The following is a 20,685-nucleotide window of genomic DNA, read 5'->3' on the forward strand; positions in this document are numbered from 1 at the left end:
AACCAAAAGAATTTTGTAATCAACTGAATTTCTCGAAAAACATTTTCTTGTACGATTCGCCCAAATTAAAAACAAGGGGTAGATTTTGTTCGTCCAACAAAGTGCTTGTAATTTCATCAGCCGAGAAAAATTTGACGATCTTGGCTGCAATGATCTCTTTTTTATTGATACGGATAAAATCCTGTTCAGGCAAGATCTCCATCAGCTTATCAAAGCTTATATTTTTCAATAAAATAAATGAACCATCCGCCAAATAAACTGTTTTATCCCGGCTGTCTACTTCAGCTATTTGAACATAGTTAATCTGTTCGAAATACAATACTGTTTTTCCTTTATTCGTATTAAATTGCGCAAATGAGACAGTTTCAGATCGCTTGCTGATTAGCTGCTCAACCTTCATAATGGCTTGTTGAAGACGTTCCAAGGACAGTGGTTTACGCATATAATCTACTGCGTTGATGTCAAATGCCTCGCTCGCATATTGTTTATATGCGGTAGAAAACACAATTGGAAAGTCTTTTAGCTCTATGGCTAGATCAAATCCGTTAAATTCCGGCATTTCAATATCCAGAATACAAAAATCAAAACTCAACTTGCGGTATTCACTCAATAATACAGTTGGATCATTAAAAGTTTTCACCACCTCCAAGCCAGGAATCTGTTCACATAGCATTTTCAAAAATCTCAAGCTTGGTATTTCATCATCCAAAAGAATACATTTCAATTTTTTTTCAATCGGCATACAATCTAATTTGAAGATGGGCAGTATAAACATCATTTTCTACAAATCTGCGCAGATGATGTCTACCTGGATAATACAACATGAGACGCTCTTCCAAGGTTTTGCTACCTATTCCACTTTTAGACTTTTGCAATGGTGAACGTTTTGATATTCGATTGTTTACAACTAATTCGAATAAACCGTTCTTAAAGGTCAACATGATTGCGATAAAAGAATCCGGACCGTGAAAGTCCGCATGCTTAAACGCATTTTCAATTAAATCAACCGACATCAGAGGAACAAAAGAAGGTGTGTTCAATATAGCGTCATTTAGTTCATCAATATCAAATTTTACGCGGATATCAAATAAAGGGCTTAATTTAACTTTATTAATCTCAATGAGATTGCGGGCAAATTCAATTTCGGCCTTTGGTGAAACGAGCTCATCTTCGCTTTCATACAACACGTAATCCAATACCATGGCCAATTTGTCCATCGTATAATAGGTTTGATAAGCATGGGAAAGTATTCCGTTCAACGAATTTTTAAGCAAATGTGGATTTAATTGAGCCCGATGGAAATGTGCTATCTTTTGATTGTCCATACGATTAAAAAGATCTTTTTGTCGTCTATTTTCGACCTCCAATTTCCGGTATTTTTGTCTTAACAATAGAAACAAAACCAATACTACAGCAACAATGGTCAGCAATAATAGAATGATTATATTCGAGATTTCAGTCGTCATGTTCATCCAAACTTAGTTAAAATTTCATTCTAAACGAAAAACCAGTTGCAGAAAACCTGGATAATCAAACTCGTTAACGATCAAATGAAATCTGAGCAATCTAAACAAAATACAGCACTGTAAAATTCTCATGTATTTATTACAAAAATTAACAGTTTCATTACAATTTAGTCACTTTGAAACATTAATTTCAGATTATTTTCCTTATATTGAGACTATTGTAATTAGCCGATCAAATGATTGTCTACGCTATTTTGGTTAAACCCGCCTGATTTTTAATCAGGCCTAATATGAAACACTATGGAAAAGCTCATTTTCGAAACTAATGCACAACATCCCAGTCTTGTAGACAAAATTAAACAAGCTGTTGAAAAACTGAATGGCATCCACGAATGGAAAATCGACTTGGATTCTATTTACAATCTGTTAACCATAGAAGGCATTCGATTAAACCCGACGGAAATCGAATCGGAGCTTGCGCTCCATGGCGTCGAAGCAAGTCGTCTATATGAAGAGTAGACAAACGACTTGATAGCAAATAAAATAAGTTTCTTGGAAGCTAGATGGTTAATAACAACCGAATTCAATAAAACTGAACTTCTTCCAGCATAAGATTAATGCATTCTTATGCTGGAAGAAGCATCAAATCTTTTTAATAACCATGGCAGAGGCACCACCGCCACCATTACATATCGCAGCCAGTCCTAATGATCCCCCTTCCTGTCTTAAGATACTACTAAGTGTTACCACAATTCTAGCTCCCGAACTTCCCAATGGATGCCCTAAAGATACCGCCCCCCCATAAACGTTTACTTTGTTCAAGGGTAAGCCTAAAATTTGTGCATTTGCCAAAGCGACAACAGAAAAGGCTTCATTAAATTCGAAATAATCAATATCATCAATGGTAAGGCCTGCTTTTTTTAATACTTTATTTGTGGCAATACTAGGCGTTGTCGTAAACCATTCTGGCACTTGTTCAGCATCAGCATAAGCAATAATCTCGGCTAAGGGGACAAGTCCAAGTTCTTCCAATTTTTCACCAGACATGAGCAGTACCGCAGCAGCTCCATCACTTATCGTCGATGCGTTCGCTGCAGTTACAGTCCCCTCTTTTTTGAAAGCGGGTTTAAGCTCAGGTATCTTGTCAAAATTAACCTGAGAAAACTCTTCATCCCGCGAAACAAGCACCTCTCCTTTTCGACTCTGTACCGTTATAGGTTGGACTTCGCTCAAAAACTTATTTTTTTGCCAAGCATCGAGACTTCTTTTATAGGAACTTATTGCATAATTATCCTGTTCTTCACGACCAATATGATATTTTTCGGCGCATAGTTCCGCGAAGACTCCCATGGCATCATTTGAATAAGCATCACTCAAGCCATCGCGTTGCAAGCCATCACTCAGGCTTTGAGCACCAAACTTAGCACCCCAGCGCATAGCATCTGCATAGTAAGGTACCCTGCTCATGCTTTCCATCCCCCCTGCAATCACAACATCCGCATCTCCCAATAGAATACTCTGCGCAGCAACCGCTATGGCTTTCATGCCACTTGCACATACCTTATTGATGGTTGTTGCAGTTGTATGATCTGATAAACCGGCGAAACGAGCAACCTGTCGAGCCGGTGCTTGTCCTAAATCAGCTTGCAAAACAGCCCCCATAATAATCTCGTCGACTAAATCACTGGCAATTCCAGCTTCATCAACAACCGCTCGGACAACCCGGGCTGCGAGCTTCGTGGCTGAAATTGACGATAGCGCTCCACCAAAGCTTCCAATTGGTGTACGTTTCGCTGCAACGATAAATACGCTTTTTGACATGATATAAAAATTTATAATTGTTTTGCTAAAATTAGGAGGCCTATCCTAAGCGTATCCGCAACAGCCCTTCCTCATCTTAAAGATAAAAAATATAACAGATACCCCACAACAAGTCGGTTTTATTTTTTTTATAAAAACAGAATAAATAGAAAAAAAACAACCCAAAAACTTCCCTACTTAAACTATTAAACGAAAAATAAAGAATAAAAATTTGCAAAAAGCCAAGCCTTTTCGTTAAATTCGTTTAGATAACATCCTAATGGACGGGCATTCAAGAGGCCCCCTTACATAAGATAACCAGAAGCAAGATAAACGATTATGCAGACAATCCGGTTTACAGCTGAACATCAGATTTTTCGCGATACACTTCGCGCATTTATTCGAAAAGAGATTACACCTTACATCGATGATTGGGAAAAACAGGGGGAGATCGACCGGAAAGTGTGGAAGAAAATGGGTGATATGGGATTTATGGGTCTCAATTATCCAGAAGTGTATGGCGGACTAGAACTCGATTTTTATTATTCCTTGATACTCTGCGAAGAATTATCGTATTGTTTTTCTGGCGGATTTACCATTTCCGCGCTTGTCATTCAGTTTATGTCGGCTCCATACCTACTGAAATATGGATCAGAAGATCTGAAAGCACGCTATCTTAAACCGGTTATTGCTGGTGATATGATCAGCGCTGTTGCTATTACTGAACCTGGGGCTGGTTCTGACGTAAAGCAGATCAAAACAACAGCTGTCCGCGACGGAGATTTTTATATTGTCAACGGATCTAAAACATTTATTACCAACGGTTACTACGGTGATTTTTTCATTACAGCAGTCAAAACGGCTCCTGACCAAGGAACAAAAGGAATAAGCTTGTTAATTATTGACAGAAATGCAAGCGGAGTCTCTTCAAACAAAATCAATAAATTAGGTTGGCACGCCTCGGACACTGCCGAACTAGGTTTTAATAATGTGCGAGTCCCTATTTCTCACCTTGTTGGCATTGCCGGAGAAGGATTTCGCTATTTAATGGATGGACTTCAGTTGGAAAGGCTTACCGCAGCTGTTCATAGTCTCGCTACCGCAGAATCCGCATTTCAGTATACGCTTGATTATATCGCACAACGCGAAGCCTTTGGAAAAAAGATCCAGGAATTTCAAACCATACGGCACCGGATCGCACAAATGGCAGCCAATATTGCTACCACGAAAGCCTTTGTCTACCATTGTTGTGATCTCCAAGACCAAAACGAATATGCAGTCCAAGAATGTTCCATAGCGAAGCTACAAGCAAGTGAGCTCGCCGTCAATGTCGTAAACCAATGTCTCCAATTATTTGGCGGTTATGGCTTTACAGAAGATTATAAAATCGCACGTTTATATCGCGATGTCCGTGTCGGCACCATTATCGGAGGAACCTCAGAAATCATGCTCGAAATTATCGCGAAAATGACAATAGATCATGTGACTTATCAATCCGGAAAGTCCAAACAATAGAAAGCTTTTAAAAATCAGGACCAATACAATGGATGAAAATAAATCTTATAGGACACACCCTCTCTTTCGTGTAGAACAGGATAATCATCATATCATTACAATCCAACCTCTATCGGCAGCAGCTCCAGAGCAGTTGGATATGATAGGCTATCTCACACAATTTGTCGATTTGGTTACGTTCATTCTCGAACGGGAAGATACGGTAGGCGTCGTATACACTTGCCCGATTCAAGACGAAAAAATTGAGTATGCGCAATTATTTAGGCAGTTCTCTTCGAGCCGCTCGAGCCCTTCGGACTTATTCGAGCTTACATCAAAAGTTTTGCGTTGGGAAACGTTTAAAAAGCCAATTGTCTCTCTTTTCACTAACAATTGTACTGCGATTGCCCTAGCGACTATGCTATGGTCTAATTATCGTATCGCCTCCGAAAAACTTCAGTTTGGCTTTCCGGAAAGTAGGTATGGTTTGTTTACGGCTTTTGGTGCAACGATCTATTTGCCAGCATTGATAGGTACTGAAAATGCCCTAAGTCTGCTGACACAAAACAAACCTGTGAGCGGTGAAGAAGCACATCAACTTGGGTTAATCAATGAATTGGCGCAGAAGCCGGACGATTGCCTATCTTTAGCAAAAAACTGGATTCTTCATCCTCCCAGCATTGATGCCAACCAGCACACAAAACAAATGGACGAACTGGGGCCTGAAGCAATTCTCGCTATCCAAAAAAAAGCACGCGGCTTATACCCCGGTACAAATGCAGTTATTGAATTATTACAAAAAAAACAATTATCTACACCGTTTGAGGCCGCCGAGCAGGAAGCAAACTTGTACCTGCACGTATTAAAACGTCCCGAGCCACTCAGCATGGTCCGTACACTTCATTATGGTGTCCAATTGGCGAAATCACCCAAAAGTATAAGCCATTTTGAGGATTATAGCCTAAAAAAAATAGGCATTCTGGGTGCCGGAATGATGGGTTCGGGGATTGCTTATGAGGCGGCCCGGGCGGGAATAGAAGTTGCTTTAAAAGACGTTACAATTTCCCAAGCCCAACGCGGCAAAGCTTATGCTAAGCAGGTTTGTGAAAAATCACTGGCTTTAGAGGCCATGACCGCATCCCAAGGGGAGCAATTGCTTGCACGCATAAAACCAACGGAACAAGTCAGTGATCTGAATGGATCTGACTGTATTATTGAAGCTGTATTTGAAGATTTCCACCTAAAAGCTAATGTCACACAAGAAAGCTTACCCTATTTAAGTGAAAATGGGTTCTTCGCGACAAATACGACATCATTGCCCATTACGGAGCTTGCGAAAGCAAGCACCGAACCTAAGAGTTTTATCGGCATGCATTTCTTTTCTCCTGTTGACCGCATGCCCCTTGTCGAAATCATCTGTGGTAAACTAACCGCGCAAAAAACGTTGGAGAAAGCACTCGCCACAGCTTTACGCCTCAATAAAATTCCGATAGTCGTACAAGACGCTCCAGGTTTTTTCACCTCGCGTATTTTCTTCAACTATTTACTGGAGGGTATTACAATGGTATTGGAAGGAATCTCTCCAACTCTTATTGAAGAGGAAGCGATAGCTGCAGGTTTTGCCGTAGGTCCCTTAGCGGTATTAGACGAAATCTCCTTGGAGCTAATGCTCCATGTATATGATCAACTTCCACAACTACATGCCAGCCAAAAGCGCGCATACAATTACCTCAAAGGTATGGTGGATCAAGGAAGAAAAGGAAAAAAATCAGGCGCCGGATTCTACGATTATGACACTGAAACCAAAAAGAAGAAAATTTGGAAAAACCCTATAATTGCATCTGTAAAGGAAAATATAACGGCTACAATTATCCGTAAGCGTTTATTGCATGTTATGGCATTGGATAGTTACCGATGCCTCGCAGAAGGTGTACTTCATCAACCCATCGATGGCGATATTGGTTCCATCTTAGGGGTTGGTTATGCAAGCCATACAGGGGGGGTATTCGGTCACATCGATCTCACAACACTTCCTCTATTCGTTTCGGAATGTCAACTATTTCAGCCCTACGGTGAACAATGGGATATTCCAGCATCTTTAAGAGAGCTGGCAGATAAAGATTTCAGATTTTATAATGGTTTCGACTCAAACTGGTCTTAAAACCGACCTGTGCTCAACTGAAGAAGTTGTCTAGCACCTATTAAATGCTACCCTAACAGATAACCATTAAAGGGTTAAAAAACTACCAAACAAAGGATTACATCTTTAAAACTAAATATTCTATATAATTGCGTAATGATGTTATAAAGTACTAAACAAAAGCTAGGGCGACAAATAGGCTGAGTCGCCCTAGCTATATCATTAGCGCACAAACAAATCCATGAGACGCGAAACATCCTGTTCGAGGAAAGTATCGTAGTCCAAGGTAGCTGCAAGTATTTCCTTTTGCTGTTTTTCAGAAAATACCCGAGCAAGATTTGTTTTGTATTTTTCAATTAACTTAGGTATTCCTTCTGCCCTCCTTCTTGGATGACCTATTGGGTATTCGACAACTACCTCAGGCAATAAGGTCCCATCAGTCAATTCAATGGTCAAAGCATTTGATATCGCCCGCTTTTGTGGATCGTGATAATCAAGGGTGAATTGAGTATCTTCGATACAATAAATTTTATCGCGCAGTGCATCAATTCTTGGATCAGAAGCGATATGATTTTCATAATCTTCAGCTGTTAGACGTCCAAAGATCAGCGGCACAGCAACCATATACTGAATACAGTGATCACGGTCTGCAGGGTTGTGCAAAGGCCCCTTTTTATCGATAATCCGGATAGCCGCTTCATGTGTACGAATGGTAACACGGGCAATATCCGAAGTACTTTTTCCAAATTCCTTCAATTGCTGATGAAGTAACATTGCTGCTTCGGCTGCAGTCTGTGCATGGAACTCAGCGGGAAAAGAAATCTTAAAAAGAATATTCTCCATCACATATGATCCGTAAGCACGTTGAAATTTAAATGCACTTCCTTTAAAGGATACATCGTAGAATCCCCAGATTGGAGCTGTCAAAACAGATGGATAGCCCATTTCTCCTGTTTTTGCGATCATGGCCAGTCGAACAGCACGTGAAGTTGCATCTCCGGCTGCCCATGATTTTCGGCTACCTGTATTTGGTGCATGCCGATAAGTGCGTAAAGCTTGTCCATCGACAAAAGCCAAAGAAACCGCGTTGAGCAATTCCTCTCTTGTGAGACCAAGGAGCCTACCTACCACCGCTGTTGAAGCTACCTTAACCAAAATAACATGGTCCAAACCCACTTTATTAAACGAGTTTTCAAGCGCCAAAACACCTTGTATCTCATGAGCCATAATCATTGCCTCGAGCACCACTTTAGTTTTCAATGGTTTTTGACCATGCGTAATATTAGTTCGGCTCAACCAATCTGCGACAGCTAAAATTCCCCCTAAATTATCGGATGGATGGCCCCATTCTGCAGCTAGCCAGGTATCATTAAAATCCAGCCATCGAATAATCGTGCCGATATTGAAGGCAGCCTGAATGGGATCCAATTGAAAATTTGTACCCGGCACCCTTGCACCATTCGGTACAACGGTCCCTGCCACAACTGGCCCCAACAATTTAGTACAGGCAGGATAAGTCAATGCTTCCAAGCCGCAGCCGATGGTATCGAGAAAACAGTAAAATGCTGTATTCCAAGCAACTTTTTCCTCAATTTTATAATTTAGGACATAATCCACAATGTCCACTAAAACCTGATCCGGTTGTGGTCTTTCATTTGATATTGCTGAACTCATTCGTGTATTTCGTATAAGACTATCGTTCTATTTATTAATATAATTCGTTTTTTTTATGCGCTAAATTCTTCCTCTCCCCCCTGTTCAAAAAGCACTTTAAACACCTTTCATTAATCCAAATTTACCGTTCGGAAAGAGGTACAAAAGGTCTATCATCGGGACCAATGTAGTTTGCACTCGGCCGGATAATTTTTCCATCCTGACGTTGCTCAAAAACATGCGCTGACCAGCCTGTTATACGTGAGAGAACAAATAAGGGCGTAAACATCTCCGTTGGAATCCCCATAATATGATAGGACACGGCGGAGTACCAATCCAGGTTCGGAAACATTTTCTTTTCTTCCCACATAACTTTTTCCAACCGCTCCGCGATCAGGTAGAGTGTCATGTCTCCTGCTTCTTCCGACAGCTCTCTCGCAACTTGTTTTATCACTTGATTTCTTGGATCCGAGATCGTATACACCGGATGGCCAAATCCAATAATGACTTCTTTATTTGCCAATCGTCTTCGGATATCCTCTTCCGCCTCATCAGCATTTGCATAACGACTCTGAATTTCGAAAGCGACCTCATTGGCTCCGCCATGCTTAGGTCCACGTAGCGCACCTATTGCCCCTGCTATACAGGAATACATATCTGATCCTGTTCCTGCAATTACCCGAGCGGTGAATGTGGATGCGTTGAATTCATGCTCCGCATATAAATTAAGTGAAATTTGCATCGCTCTCACCCAAGACGGCGATGGGACCTTTCCGTGCAGGAGATGTAGAAAATGTCCGCCTAAAGTGGAGTCCGAAGTCTCAACCTGCAACTCACGTCCATGCTGACTAAAGTGATACCAGTACAACAGTGCTGAAGCCATCGATGCCATCAGACGAGTTGCAATATCCCGTGCACCAGCAATGGGATGACTATCCTTTTCTGGCGATACACTACCGAAAAACGAAACATAAGTCCGTAAAACATCCATGGCATGGGCTGTAGATGGCAACTGCTTAAGGACTTGTTGAACAGTAATAGGTAGGCCACGTTGACTGATCAACTGACTTTGATACGTGACGAGCTGCGCCTGTGTTGGTAGACTTCCATAAATAAGTAAGTAAGCAACCTCTTCAAAACTTGCCTGATGCGCCAGATCTAAAATATCATAACCCCTATAATGCAGATCATTACCACTTTTTCCGACAGTACTCAAAGCCGTATTACCAGCTGTTACACCAGAAAGTGCTACACTTTTTTTAGGCTTAAAACCTGCGCCGTTTGTCTCTTCCATCTGAATATAATTATTTGTTAAACAATTGATCCAATCGATTTTCATAAGCATAATAATCGATACTTCTGTATAACTCCTCTCTCGTCTGCATATCGTCGATCACATTCAGCTGCCCCCCATCTTCCCGAATATGACGATAAACAGTTGTAGCGGCTTTATTAGCTGCACGGAAGGCAGATAGCGGATAAAGGACAATAGAAACATCCGCTTGACGAAGTTCATCCAGGCCAAACAACGGTGTTTGTCCAAATTCGGTGATATTCGCCAAAATCGGAAGGCCTGTTGCCGCACTAAATTGAACGTATTGCTCCAAATGATGCACCGCCTCGGCAAAAATAAAATCCGCTCCGGCTTCTTTATAAGCCACTGCCCTTTCCAAAGCAAGCTCAAGGCCTTCGGAAGCCAGTGCATCTGTACGTGCACCAATGGCAAAATGTTCATCCGTGCGTGCATCCACCGCCGCTTTCAGACGGTCAACCATTTCAGATCGAGAGACGAGCTCTTTCCCAGGCCGGTGCCCACAACGCTTAGCTCCCACCTGATCCTCCATGTGTACTGCCGCCGCGCCCACTTTAATTAAAGACTTTATTGTACGTGCCACATTGAATGCCGAAGGACCGAAGCCAGTATCAATATCCACCAGCAAAGGAAGCTTACACACATTTGTAATGCGATCCACATCAATCAAAACATCCTGAAGTGTTGTAATCCCAAGATCCGGAATCCCAAGAGAACCTGCTGCAACACCACCTCCAGAAAGATAAATAGCTTTAAAACCGGCCTGTTCAGCCAAAAGAGCATGATTCGCATTGATCGCTCCAACAATTTGTAATGGTTTTTCATTCTTGATCGCTTCCTTAAAAAGGAAGCCCGGGGATTTTATCATAATATCGAATTTGAAATTCCATGCCCTATAACCTCCTTTAGATGCAGGTTACAGCGACTACTTAAGTTTACTTAGTCTGAAGGAATTCTTTTGAGGCCCTTCCTCTTAAAGATACTAATTATCACCGCAATAAAACAAATTATTTTCTACATTAAAGGTCAATGACAGAAGAAAATACGGTAATAGTCCCTATTAATTATAAATAAATTATTTCAGCGGCTAAAGCTTTCCCGCAGTCTGCTAAATGGCCTTAACAACCGTGTACTATTTTTTCTAAGGGAGGATACATTAGCAATCAAAAAGCCCCAACTTTTGATTTTGAGGCTTTATCAGAAAGGTTGGCAGGACGTCTTGCACCGAAGGGGTAAAATTGTCATTAAAACGAGCAAAAAAAAAGCGGGATCTTTCGATACCCGCTCAATAAAGCATTTTAAACTAGTTTTTACCGTTATTTTTAGCCCACCATAAGCGTTTTCCCCAGTTATAATCCACAGTCCCTTGCGCAGCTGCTGTAACGTTATCCGTATTATATAGGTATTCATTATTCGGATAAGGCAGGCGAAATGGTTGGTCTGTATGTGGAGTTGCTGAATTTTGAATTTTTGAAGGATAATTGGTGCTAGGAATTCCCGTCCTTCTATACAAACTCCAGGCTTCAAAATTTTCTTTAAATAAAGCGACCCACATATCCCAATAGATACGATCCTTCGACCCATCAAATTTTCCCGCTCCGGCTAAATAAGCATTCACAGCTGGTTCAGCAACTTCGTTATCTTCCATAGATAGCCTAACTGCTGTTTCATAGGCTGCTTTAGCTGTAATTCCAACATTATAACCTAATAATGCGGCTTCAGCCAACATATAATAAGTTTCACAGGCTTTATAAAAAGGTACTGCCCCAGCAGGGTTATTGATATAATGGAGTCCAATCCATGAAATTGATGTTGAAGGGGAAGGATTAGTCAACGAACCATTAACAAACCCAACATATTTACCGGCATTATTTTTCTGCGCAATGGACTCAATCCGAGGGTCGTTCGTTTCCGTTAAATGATTGATAAAAATATCAAACATTCCCCAATTGTTGATGCGTTTACCGTAAATGCCAGACTCATACCAAGGTTCCATATAAGGCAGATTTCCAGGGAAAAACATTTGACAACTTTCCGCATTGGTCTCAATTAATGGATATTTTGTCTTATTTCCAGCAATTTCCTCAATTGTAGATTTAGCTAATGCCGGAGCAACGGAAGAAATGCGTATTGCCATCCGCAAGCGTAGCGAATTACAAAACTTCTGCCACCTTAACATTTGTGTTTTTACATCCGGACTACCACTATTAGCCTCTCCATAGATGACGTCATAGTTACCAACATCATCCGTTCCAATACCAGCCGCCAATTCATCAGCAATTGATTTGAGATCCGCTAAAACTGCGGGAAAAACATCCTCCTGTTTATCATATTTGGCTTTCAATACCGAACCATCTTCTGGCCGTCCTTTAAATGCCTCTGAATATGGAATATCACCCCAGCCGTCCAATAAATAAGACCACATGTAGTTATTCCAAATTCTTGCTATAGCCCTTGTATTTTTATACCCTTCAGCATTGGCTTCTGTCTTTTTAAGCAGGTCTTTCATTTGGGTGATATTATAGTAGCAAGCAGCCCAACGATTGCCATAGGTATTATTTGTCGGAATCAATCCACTCAGGTTATCCGGATATTGAATTTTAACAATATATCCAGCAAATGTACCATAACCATCAACGTCACCGCCAAACTGGTCTCCGGCATTTCGCATCACGTTGACCAACATATTTTGTGGTGGAACGTCATTTAAAGCATCCGGATCGGTATTAATTTTCTCAAAATTTTTGGTACAACCTGTCACCAAAAGAACGGCTAACAAAGGCGTATATTTAAATTTTTTAATGAAAGTATTCATAATCATAATTTTTTGGGGTTCTATATCTTAAACTTTATGTATTAATTAAAATGTAAAACCAAGTTTAAGACCTATACTTCTTGAGTTTGGAACTGTCGCTTGCTCAAATCCTACACCTCTAGAATCGCTAGATACACCTCCCGCTTCGGGATCTAACCGCATCGTATTTGATTTATGCACCCAAAGCAAGGCTAAGTTGGTACCCGTTACAGAAATATTAGCCCGCTTAATCCCTTTTATTTTACTATATAAATGTTTTGGTAAATTATACGAAATATAGGCCTCTCTTAATTTCAGGAAAGAACCATCAAAAACATACATTTCGGCAATCCCGCCATTTTCGTACCAGTCCTGCGCTGACGTTTCTATGGTATTTGCAACCCAGCCTCCTTTTCCGTCCGACATTGCAAATCGTTCATTCTTCATCACGTCCCGACCTGCTACAATTGCCCTTTCACGAATGCCATCCGCAGCAGTGATTTCAGCTATACCCGTCGCATAACCATGGGACATCGTTTGTGACCAAATATCTCCCCCCTTACGAAAATCGAGCATAAAGCCAAATCTAAAATCTTTAAAGGTGAAGTCATTACGCATCGAAGCCAAGAAGTCCGGCACAGCATTACCAATCACTTGACCATCAAGCGGTGTAGAAACCAGACCGTTAGAACCCACTTTAATAGCACCTTTCATCGGTCCATCTTTTACACGATCGTAACCGGGGCCAACCAAGCTTCCCCAAGGGCGCCCCACAGAAGCCATATTGGAGATCCCCCAAGTCCAACCCTGTCTGTAATCTTTCAAGCCCAATTCAGGATAAAGTTCAACAACCTTATTATTATCTTTTGAGAAGTTGACAGTTGTTGTCCAATTCAATCCGTCTTCACGTTTCAGGATATCACCGCGTAATTGAACTTCAATACCCTTGCTTCGAATTTCTCACGCATTTAAGAAGATACTACTAAACCCAACCACATTGGAGGTCGTCACTGGAAGCAATTGTTTTTTATTTATTTTTTGATAATAGGTAAGGTCTAAATGAAGACGGTCTTTGAATAATCCAAGCTCAGTACCGATTTCATAAGAAGTGATAGCTTCAGGTTCCAGGCCTTCGATCGCATAGACCATACTCTTGTACATTTGCGCTAGGTTATTATAAGCATCTGTTTGTGCATAATAATAGTTTCCATTTTGATAAGGTTGTGTAGCGTTACCTACTTTCACCAAATTAAATCGCATTTTCCAAAAATTCAAATAATCACTTTTCAGACCTTCAAATGAAGCTGTCGGAATCCAGCTTAAACTTGCCGAAGGATAGAAAAAGGATTTCCGTAGTGTCGATGACCAGTCATTCCGTGCTGTCAGATCCAAATATAATTGATCTTTCCAGCCCAAATTTGCCTGAGCGTAAACCGAATTGGATCGGCCTTTCGAATGATCCATAAACGTGTAGGCATCTCCTATTTTATTCGCAATCGTATAAACGCCTAATACATTTAATCCTTTGGCCCCTAGTGTACTTGTTTCATATTGATAATCGCGGTAGTTAGCACCCAAAATACCTGTCAAACTCAAATCCCCAAATTGTTTATTGAAATTCGCGATAAAATCTGCATTAAAATCGGAATTGCTATTTTTTATGTCATTGAACTTACCATCTTGGTTATCAAAGTTAAAATAAGTCGTCTCAAACATATGTGTGTTATAGTAATCCAATCCTACACGTCCCTCAAATTTCAAAAAATCAAAAGGTTGATAATATAAGGATGTCTTACCGAAAACACGGTTCATCTTCATCGCATTACGGGATTCATGCATCGTATAAAAAGGATTCATATGATAAGCGGAATTCCAATTGTAATAGGTATATTTCCCTTGCGCATCTTTTTGATCCCAATTATTTTTCAAGTCTTGCATATCCACCTGGCGACCAAACCAGATCAGGCCGTTCATTGGATTTGCTGCATCATATCCCTGCGTGACCAAGTTGTTACTTTCTGTACGCGTAAAGTTACTCATAATGTCATAAGACACTTTATCGCTAACCTTATATTCATTGTTCAGCTGGGCAGTATATTTTTTCTGATCTGTATTAGGTACTGTTCCCTTTTGATCCCTAAAGGAAATAGATGCACGTGTAGAAGATCGATCTGATTTGGAAAGCAATGAAACATTATGGTTTTGGGAAAAACCTGTCTGGAAGAACTCTCTAACATTGTTTTTATGTGAATTCCATGCTGTTGCCTGGCGTACACCATTCACAACCGGACTGTTAAACTGTGGTATCAACAAACCAATGTCCATGCGAGGCCCCCAAGATTCATCGATATTATCATTAACACCAATGTTTCCTGTGCCATCAACGTAACTGAATGAATTCTGCGTTACATAATCCTGATAAGATAGATTTCCACCAAATTTCTTAAAACTGTATTCATCCCCCCGTGATCCTTGACCATATAAATTTTGGTACTTCGGTAAATTGGCGGCTCTGTCGATGGAAAAATTACCATCGTATGAAATCTGGACTCCGTTTTCGGCCCGTTTTCCAGATTTTGTGGTAATCATAATAACGCCTGTACCAGCACGCATACCGTATAGTGCTGCTGCCCCACCTTTCAGTACGTTGATGCTTTCGATATCATCTGGATTAATGTCGTTTAGACCCGAACCGTAATCCACCCCAGTATAGGTATTATCTCCGGAACGCTGAGAGTTATTTGTAATAGGAATACCATCCACTACGATAAGCGGTTGCTGGTTTGCCTGTAACGACGTGTTTCCGCGGATCGAAATACGCGCTGAAGATCCGATCGCTCCACCAAATTGGTTTATTTGGACACCTGCAACTTTACCCGCCAATGCTCCTGTTAGACTATGTTGTCCGGCATCTGTCAATTCCTTGGCTTTAACCTCCTGCATGGCATAACCCAACGATTTCTTCTCTCTTGTGATACCTAATGCGGTAACCACCACTTCGTCTAAATTCTCCGCTGAAGATTCTAATGTAATGCTTAAATTCGTTTGATTATTCAGTTGAAACTGCTTGGATTTATAACCAACTGCAGTGACATTTAAAACTCCTCCACCTGTATATGTTAATGAAAATCCACCATCAATTCCTGTCTGCGTGCCGGCACCGCCTCGAATGGTTACCGATACCCCTGGTATTGGTTTGCCATCCTGATCCAACACTTTACCTTTAAGTGCTGTTTGGGCATAAAGCGCAGAACATACTAGTATATTGGATGCTAGTATTGCAATACTTCTTTTGTTCATAAGCTAGTCTCTGTTAGTTAGTTTAAAATGCTTTTATAAAATCTAAATTATGCAAATGTTAAAACAGAGCACGCTATGATATTGACCAATATTACCCATATTTTAACATCAAATGTTAAAATATTACAAGTCTAACACAGCTAAATCCCGATCATTGACTTTCAACAAATAAACCGCGAGCATTTTTCAAATAAAAAAATTAACGCTAAAAAACAAACCCTTGCCAAAATACTAGCAAGGGCTTTCGCTTCAGTAAAACAGTAAAAATAACTTACTTTTCAATAAATTTTTGTCCATGAAAGACGCGTTTTGCCTGTCCCCGTGACACCTCGATTTGATTTTTCCATTTTTGTGCTTTGGCCGCATTTAACTTGGCCTGCCCTAAATCCCGAAGACGTGCAGCCAGGCGCAGCATTGCAATCTCCTTATTCTGCAATTGGGATCTCGTATCCATCACCTGAACACTTACACCTGTCGGTGCATGCGTAGCTCTGACGCCAGAACTTACTTTATTGACATGCTGCCCACCTGCGCCGCTACTCCGCATTGTTTGGAAATATACATCCTTCAAATCCAACAGCCTTTCCTTTTCCCCAGGATGGTACATTTTAACGTCGACAAACCAATTCTTCCGTTTGTGTAAAGGACGAAAGGGGCTTTTACACACCCAACAGATTGTACCAACCCAATGATCAATCAATTGTTCCATATCTCTTCCGCTCAATCTGACGATTAACGAACAAGGAAGTCCATCAACGTCTTCTCTTTCTATTTCCGTGACTTCTACACCAACTTTACGGCTTTCAACAGCGAGTCTATCGAATACTAGCCGGACAGCCATATTACATTCCTTAGGACCTCGTCCCGAAGAAACCTGTAAATACCTTTCTTCCATCACCTTTATTTGTCCATGCGTACAATCTTCGGACTAAACGTTCCGAGAACATTCACCAGTTCCTCCTGCAATTTCATCACCCGATGAATATCTTTATAAGCACGTGGCGACTCATCCAACGCGCCCCCGATCAACTCTACACCACATGCTTCCAGATCTTTCAACATGGCGCTTTTTGTTAAATTATTTTTGCAGGCAGATCTCGACATAACCCGCCCCGCTCCATGGGATGCCGACTGTAAACTTAAGGGGTTTCCCCTCCCTTCCACAATGAACCCCGGTGCTGTCATCGAGCCGGGAATCACCCCCAATACACCCTTTCCAGCAGGAGTTGCTCCCTTCCGATGAACGATATATTCCTCACCATTCACGAATTCCTTCCATGCGAAATTATGATGATTTTCGATCGTTACCACGGGGTTACATCCAAGTGCTTTAGCCAAACGTCGGTGGATATCCGTATGACAGGCCTGGGCATAGTCCCCTGCCAAATTCATTGCCATCCAATATTCTTGTCCTTCTTGGGTTGATAAATCCAACCAGGCCAAATGCTGCACATGACGAGGTAATGGACACAGTTGGGCAGCCAGACTCGTATAGTGTTTAGCGATATGTGCTCCCAGGCCGCGAGAACCACTATGGGATAAAATCCCCAAATACTGCCCTGGATCCATCCCCCATTCGTTCCGCACGGTATGAAGCTCAACAATGCCCATTTCGACAAAATGATTTCCGCTGCCAGAAGTCCCGAATTGCCTATAAGCTTTCCCCAACAGGGATTTTAACAGCGGGATTTCCTGAAATTCCGCCCTACTGAAAATGATGTGATCAGACTTCTCACGATGCGTGTCGGTTAAACCAAATTTGGTATTTTCCTTCAATATATTTCTCAGTTGAAATTCTCGTCCTTTAAAATAACTGCCAGGTAAGTCGAATATCGACAGGCTCATCCGGCAACCGATATCCACCCCGACACCATAGGGTATAACGGCATTTTCTGTAGCCAGCACCCCACCGACGGGAAGCCCATAACCTGTATGTGCATCTGGCATCAATGCACCTTGCCTTGAAATAGGCAATTGCAATGCATCGTACAATTGTCTTTTCGCCTGCTCATCAATTTCATTTGCACCAAATATGTTAAATGGAGCTCCATGCGCGCTCAGCTCCCGGACACGTATTTCTATGGGCTGCACCAGTCCTTCAGAAAGCTTTCCCCATATTTTATGCTCCATAAATCGCTCCGGAGCTTCTAAAAGCTCAGCAAGTTCAAGAAGAATGGTTTCTTTATTTTCTTTCTTTCGATACCTTGTGATCAGTCCCAAAGCTGTGTTAACTATATTATTTTGTGGAAAACCTATTTTTATTAAGTCTTTTCCAGATAATTTACTTCCCATTTTTTGTAAAAAACATACATAATTAGCCACCAATTCCATCGTAGAAATCGGCAGCATTTTTGAAAAAATTTCGGGAATATTCTTTTAGAGATAAAGAATCTATTAAACAAATGCTCTTCATTATGCACAGTTAATTCGTGCGAAAGAGCGGATTATAAACAGCTTTTCAGAAAGCCATATGCCCCTAAAGTGTCTAAGTTGTATGAATAGAAACGAAAATCAGGAAAAATAAAAAGCCCGAATGAACTTCGGCTTTTTCATCTGTATTAATTGGTTTTCCAAAAGAAGTGAAGCGATCCGATTATTCATTCCAGCGGATTGAACAAACACGATGTGCTCCAATTTTGAAGAATGTCTTAAATATGACAAAAAGCACGAAGATTGCTTTCAGCAAATCCATTTGCCTTAAAAGCTTGCGGTGTTATAATCTTGGCGACCAACATATCTCTTCGTGTTTAATTGTTATAATACTATTCTTGACAGCAAAGATAAATAAGTTTTATTTAAACTTTTCATATTTGCAAAAATTTAATTCGGGTTAAATGGAAGTGGATCCTTTAGCACAAATTTAAAGTCGCGTGTATTCCCGCCTCTGGTTACGCGGAAACGCATTTCCTTTCCCTCTTCTGATTTAAAAAGATTGTGGATCGACTCCAGGGAAAATGAAGATGCAGGTCTACCATTGATCCTTATAACCTTATCTCCCGGCATTAGTCCTGCGATTGCCGCAGGCGAACCATCACGAACCGTCGCAATTTTGTACATATTCCGTAGTACAAAGCGATACTGCACACTGTTGCCCATTCTTACCTCTGTACCGCCATCTTTTTGCAGAACCACGGGTATTTCTTCTTTTTCGTATTTAATGCCATCGTGGATAATTTCTAAACCACTCATATTCAAATAATAAAAGCGATCAAAATCTTTATTCTTATGAAGGTATATGGATTTGTTGGGGTAATCGAATACGACCTTAAATCGGCGTAACAACTCATTTCCAATGGAACCTACCCTTTCGCTCACAAATGTTGCATGCTGTAACGAACTCAATTCGGGATAGGCTACGAGGGGATAATCCATTGTAAACGGCCCAAGTTCGAGCGATCGGATTCGATTTCTTTTTCCATAAATCTCACCGTTAAATCCTTGCCCTATGTAGTCATCAATAAATGGAGGCTTAATATCAAAATTATTTAGCTTGGAAGGAATAAGCATTAAGGCATCGCTATTTCCCATGTCGATCAATACACGACCATCAATAGCCACATCGCCCTGTTTAAAAGCAACCGAAGTATAGGGGCGACTGTTTAAAATATCCAAGGGCAAACGCTGCATCTTCTCAAGCCCCTTAGGCTTGTTCGCTCTAGGATATAAGGTGATGCGATGTTTTTGAAAATCCATTTCGATCATTTGGTTTTCAAAAAAACGACTACCCATAATTCCATTCACTTCCACGCCGATCCGGGTAGAAATATCAATATGAGCGTTTTGAAGAATATAGATCGGTTGATCCGAATCTTCATATACGCCTGCAATATTCACGTGATTGCTGATGGATAAATAGCCATCCAAACCCTCTTCCCGACCCAAGCCCTGAAACTTATTAACAAAAACAGCGCTATCAATTGACTTTAATGTTTCCCCAAATATCATGGTTTCTTTAACACCTGTATCCAACAGGAAGTTCATCATATACCCGTTTACTTGCACAGGTATAATGACTAGGTTATGAACAAAAAGAAAAGGAATTTTGACATTCTTTTTCCCGTTCAAGACAAACCCCACTTGTCCCTGCGTCATGAAAAAACACAACAGTGCCAGCGATAAAAAAACTGTTTTCATCCAAGTTTATATTTGGTATTTCCAATTTAAACAAGAAAATTCAGATTAAAGAAAGTTTATAAAAAAAAGCCCGTCTTACTGCCAATTCAACGGTAGGCAATTTATCTTTCTTATCTACAAGTCTGGTTGAGGATTACACCTACGTTACCGTTTCTTTGCTCTTTTATTGCTCTTTTATTGGCATTTTATCGTTAAAACACCAAAGAAAGACCAGAGAAACACCAAAGAAAGACCAAAGAAATACCAAGGAAACACCAAGGAAACACCAGAGAAATAGCGAACGAATACCCAGGAAGGTCTAATGAAAGTCCCTATAATAAGCGAAGAAACACCAAAGAACAAGCTATAGCTATTGTAGCAAATTCGGATCAAAGAGCGATCAGATTAGCTCTTTAGACACTGCTTGTTCAGTGCTTGTTCAGTGCTCGTTCAGTGCTTGCTCAGTGACAACTGAATAAGTAATGACTAATCACTGTCTAAAAACTGCTTAAAAACTGGTATTAGGTATACGTTGGTATTAGGATATATCCGTTATATTGTGTATCTTGATAAGTTATTATCCGGGTATTGTCGAAATCATCAGGTCAGAAAA

General features: G+C 40.7%; 15 protein-coding genes. 3 read left to right on the forward strand and 12 right to left on the reverse strand.

The window, feature by feature from the left end; translation table 11 throughout:
• Positions 1-19 precede the first annotated feature (19 nt).
• Together B4Z90_RS19445 and B4Z90_RS19450 are read right to left on the reverse strand one after the other, a co-directional pair.
• A complete protein-coding gene (locus B4Z90_RS19445; RefSeq protein WP_286803018.1) occupies positions 20-742 on the reverse strand; it encodes a LytR/AlgR family response regulator transcription factor in 723 nt (240 codons plus the stop codon).
• Positions 732-1,472, reverse strand: coding sequence for a histidine kinase (locus B4Z90_RS19450; protein ID WP_083295901.1), 741 nt, complete (start codon positions 1,470-1,472; stop codon positions 732-734). Before B4Z90_RS19450 ends, B4Z90_RS19445 begins: the two co-directional genes overlap by 11 nt.
• Positions 1,473-1,766: 294 nt before the next feature.
• Between B4Z90_RS19450 and B4Z90_RS19455 the strand changes: the two genes are divergently transcribed.
• Positions 1,767-1,985, forward strand: coding sequence for a hypothetical protein (locus B4Z90_RS19455; protein WP_046672939.1), 219 nt, complete (start codon positions 1,767-1,769; stop codon positions 1,983-1,985).
• 123 nt (positions 1,986-2,108) lie between these two features.
• On the opposite strand, the gene B4Z90_RS19460 is transcribed toward B4Z90_RS19455, so the two are convergent.
• On the reverse strand, positions 2,109-3,287 hold the full coding sequence (locus tag B4Z90_RS19460) for a thiolase family protein (RefSeq protein WP_286803021.1): 1,179 nt from the start codon (positions 3,285-3,287) through the stop codon (positions 2,109-2,111).
• A 318-nt stretch (positions 3,288-3,605) separates the two neighbouring features.
• On the opposite strand from B4Z90_RS19460, the gene B4Z90_RS19465 reads away from it, so the two are divergent.
• Both B4Z90_RS19465 and B4Z90_RS19470 read left to right on the forward strand, forming a co-directional pair.
• The gene (locus B4Z90_RS19465) at positions 3,606-4,781 is read left to right on the forward strand and encodes an acyl-CoA dehydrogenase family protein (RefSeq protein WP_204991081.1); all 1,176 of its coding nucleotides are present in this window, start codon (positions 3,606-3,608) and stop codon (positions 4,779-4,781) included.
• A 28-nt stretch (positions 4,782-4,809) separates the two neighbouring features.
• The gene (locus tag B4Z90_RS19470; protein WP_286803024.1) at positions 4,810-6,921 is read left to right on the forward strand and encodes a 3-hydroxyacyl-CoA dehydrogenase NAD-binding domain-containing protein; all 2,112 of its coding nucleotides are present in this window, start codon (positions 4,810-4,812) and stop codon (positions 6,919-6,921) included.
• Positions 6,922-7,122: 201 nt separating this feature from the next.
• On the opposite strand, the gene B4Z90_RS19475 is transcribed toward B4Z90_RS19470, so the two are convergent.
• The 9 genes from B4Z90_RS19475 to B4Z90_RS19515 all read right to left on the reverse strand — a co-directional run bounded on the left by B4Z90_RS19475 (position 7,123) and on the right by B4Z90_RS19515 (position 20,093).
• Positions 7,123-8,574 carry a bifunctional 2-methylcitrate dehydratase/aconitate hydratase gene (locus B4Z90_RS19475; RefSeq protein ID WP_070565347.1) on the reverse strand — a complete coding sequence of 484 codons (1,452 nt, stop codon included), beginning with the start codon at positions 8,572-8,574 and terminating at the stop codon, positions 7,123-7,125.
• A gap of 121 nt (positions 8,575-8,695) precedes the next feature.
• A complete protein-coding gene (gene prpC, locus B4Z90_RS19480; RefSeq protein WP_286803026.1) occupies positions 8,696-9,847 on the reverse strand; it encodes a bifunctional 2-methylcitrate synthase/citrate synthase in 1,152 nt (383 codons plus the stop codon).
• Between the two features lie 10 nt (positions 9,848-9,857).
• Entirely contained in the window at positions 9,858-10,733 is an 876-nt protein-coding gene (gene prpB, locus B4Z90_RS19485) for a methylisocitrate lyase (protein WP_070565348.1), read from the reverse strand.
• A gap of 435 nt (positions 10,734-11,168) precedes the next feature.
• Entirely contained in the window at positions 11,169-12,680 is a 1,512-nt protein-coding gene (locus tag B4Z90_RS19490) for a SusD/RagB family nutrient-binding outer membrane lipoprotein (RefSeq protein ID WP_070565667.1), read from the reverse strand.
• Positions 12,681-12,725: 45 nt separating this feature from the next.
• Positions 12,726-13,556, reverse strand: a complete 831-nt coding sequence (locus tag B4Z90_RS19495; RefSeq protein ID WP_286803027.1) for a hypothetical protein — start codon at positions 13,554-13,556, stop codon at positions 12,726-12,728.
• Positions 13,557-13,619: 63 nt separating this feature from the next.
• On the reverse strand, positions 13,620-15,959 hold the full coding sequence (locus B4Z90_RS19500; RefSeq protein WP_286803029.1) for a SusC/RagA family TonB-linked outer membrane protein: 2,340 nt from the start codon (positions 15,957-15,959) through the stop codon (positions 13,620-13,622).
• 271 nt (positions 15,960-16,230) lie between these two features.
• The gene (gene prfH, locus B4Z90_RS19505; RefSeq protein WP_115049285.1) at positions 16,231-16,854 is read right to left on the reverse strand and encodes a peptide chain release factor H; all 624 of its coding nucleotides are present in this window, start codon (positions 16,852-16,854) and stop codon (positions 16,231-16,233) included.
• A gap of 5 nt (positions 16,855-16,859) precedes the next feature.
• Positions 16,860-18,251 carry an RtcB family protein gene (locus tag B4Z90_RS19510; protein ID WP_115049628.1) on the reverse strand — a complete coding sequence of 464 codons (1,392 nt, stop codon included), beginning with the start codon at positions 18,249-18,251 and terminating at the stop codon, positions 16,860-16,862.
• Between the two features lie 528 nt (positions 18,252-18,779).
• Positions 18,780-20,093 carry a PDZ domain-containing protein gene (locus B4Z90_RS19515; protein ID WP_286803033.1) on the reverse strand — a complete coding sequence of 438 codons (1,314 nt, stop codon included), beginning with the start codon at positions 20,091-20,093 and terminating at the stop codon, positions 18,780-18,782.
• Positions 20,094-20,685 lie beyond the last annotated feature (592 nt).

It is taken from the genome of Sphingobacterium sp. UBA5639 (assembly GCF_002421245.1).
GTDB lineage: Bacteria > Bacteroidota > Bacteroidia > Sphingobacteriales > Sphingobacteriaceae > Sphingobacterium > Sphingobacterium multivorum.

What these genes read in the sequence shown, in the direction of transcription:
- B4Z90_RS19465 (WP_204991081.1), top strand. Translation starts at nt 3,606, where the DNA reads ATGCAGACAATCCGGTTTACAGCTGAACATCAGATTTTTCGCGATACA.
- B4Z90_RS19490 (WP_070565667.1), bottom strand. Translation starts at nt 12,680, where the DNA reads ATGAATACTTTCATTAAAAAATTTAAATATACGCCTTTGTTAGCCGTT.
- B4Z90_RS19475 (WP_070565347.1), bottom strand. Translation starts at nt 8,574, where the DNA reads ATGAGTTCAGCAATATCAAATGAAAGACCACAACCGGATCAGGTTTTA.
- B4Z90_RS19445 (WP_286803018.1), bottom strand. Translation starts at nt 742, where the DNA reads ATGCCGATTGAAAAAAAATTGAAATGTATTCTTTTGGATGATGAAATA.
- B4Z90_RS19515 (WP_286803033.1), bottom strand. Translation starts at nt 20,093, where the DNA reads ATGAAAACAGTTTTTTTATCGCTGGCACTGTTGTGTTTTTTCATGACG.
- B4Z90_RS19460 (WP_286803021.1), bottom strand. Translation starts at nt 3,287, where the DNA reads ATGTCAAAAAGCGTATTTATCGTTGCAGCGAAACGTACACCAATTGGA.
- prpB (WP_070565348.1), bottom strand. Translation starts at nt 10,733, where the DNA reads ATGATAAAATCCCCGGGCTTCCTTTTTAAGGAAGCGATCAAGAATGAA.
- B4Z90_RS19500 (WP_286803029.1), bottom strand. Translation starts at nt 15,959, where the DNA reads ATGAACAAAAGAAGTATTGCAATACTAGCATCCAATATACTAGTATGT.
- B4Z90_RS19510 (WP_115049628.1), bottom strand. Translation starts at nt 18,251, where the DNA reads ATGGGAAGTAAATTATCTGGAAAAGACTTAATAAAAATAGGTTTTCCA.
- prfH (WP_115049285.1), bottom strand. Translation starts at nt 16,854, where the DNA reads ATGGAAGAAAGGTATTTACAGGTTTCTTCGGGACGAGGTCCTAAGGAA.
- B4Z90_RS19455 (WP_046672939.1), top strand. Translation starts at nt 1,767, where the DNA reads ATGGAAAAGCTCATTTTCGAAACTAATGCACAACATCCCAGTCTTGTA.
- prpC (WP_286803026.1), bottom strand. Translation starts at nt 9,847, where the DNA reads ATGGAAGAGACAAACGGCGCAGGTTTTAAGCCTAAAAAAAGTGTAGCA.
- B4Z90_RS19450 (WP_083295901.1), bottom strand. Translation starts at nt 1,472, where the DNA reads ATGAACATGACGACTGAAATCTCGAATATAATCATTCTATTATTGCTG.
- B4Z90_RS19470 (WP_286803024.1), top strand. Translation starts at nt 4,810, where the DNA reads ATGGATGAAAATAAATCTTATAGGACACACCCTCTCTTTCGTGTAGAA.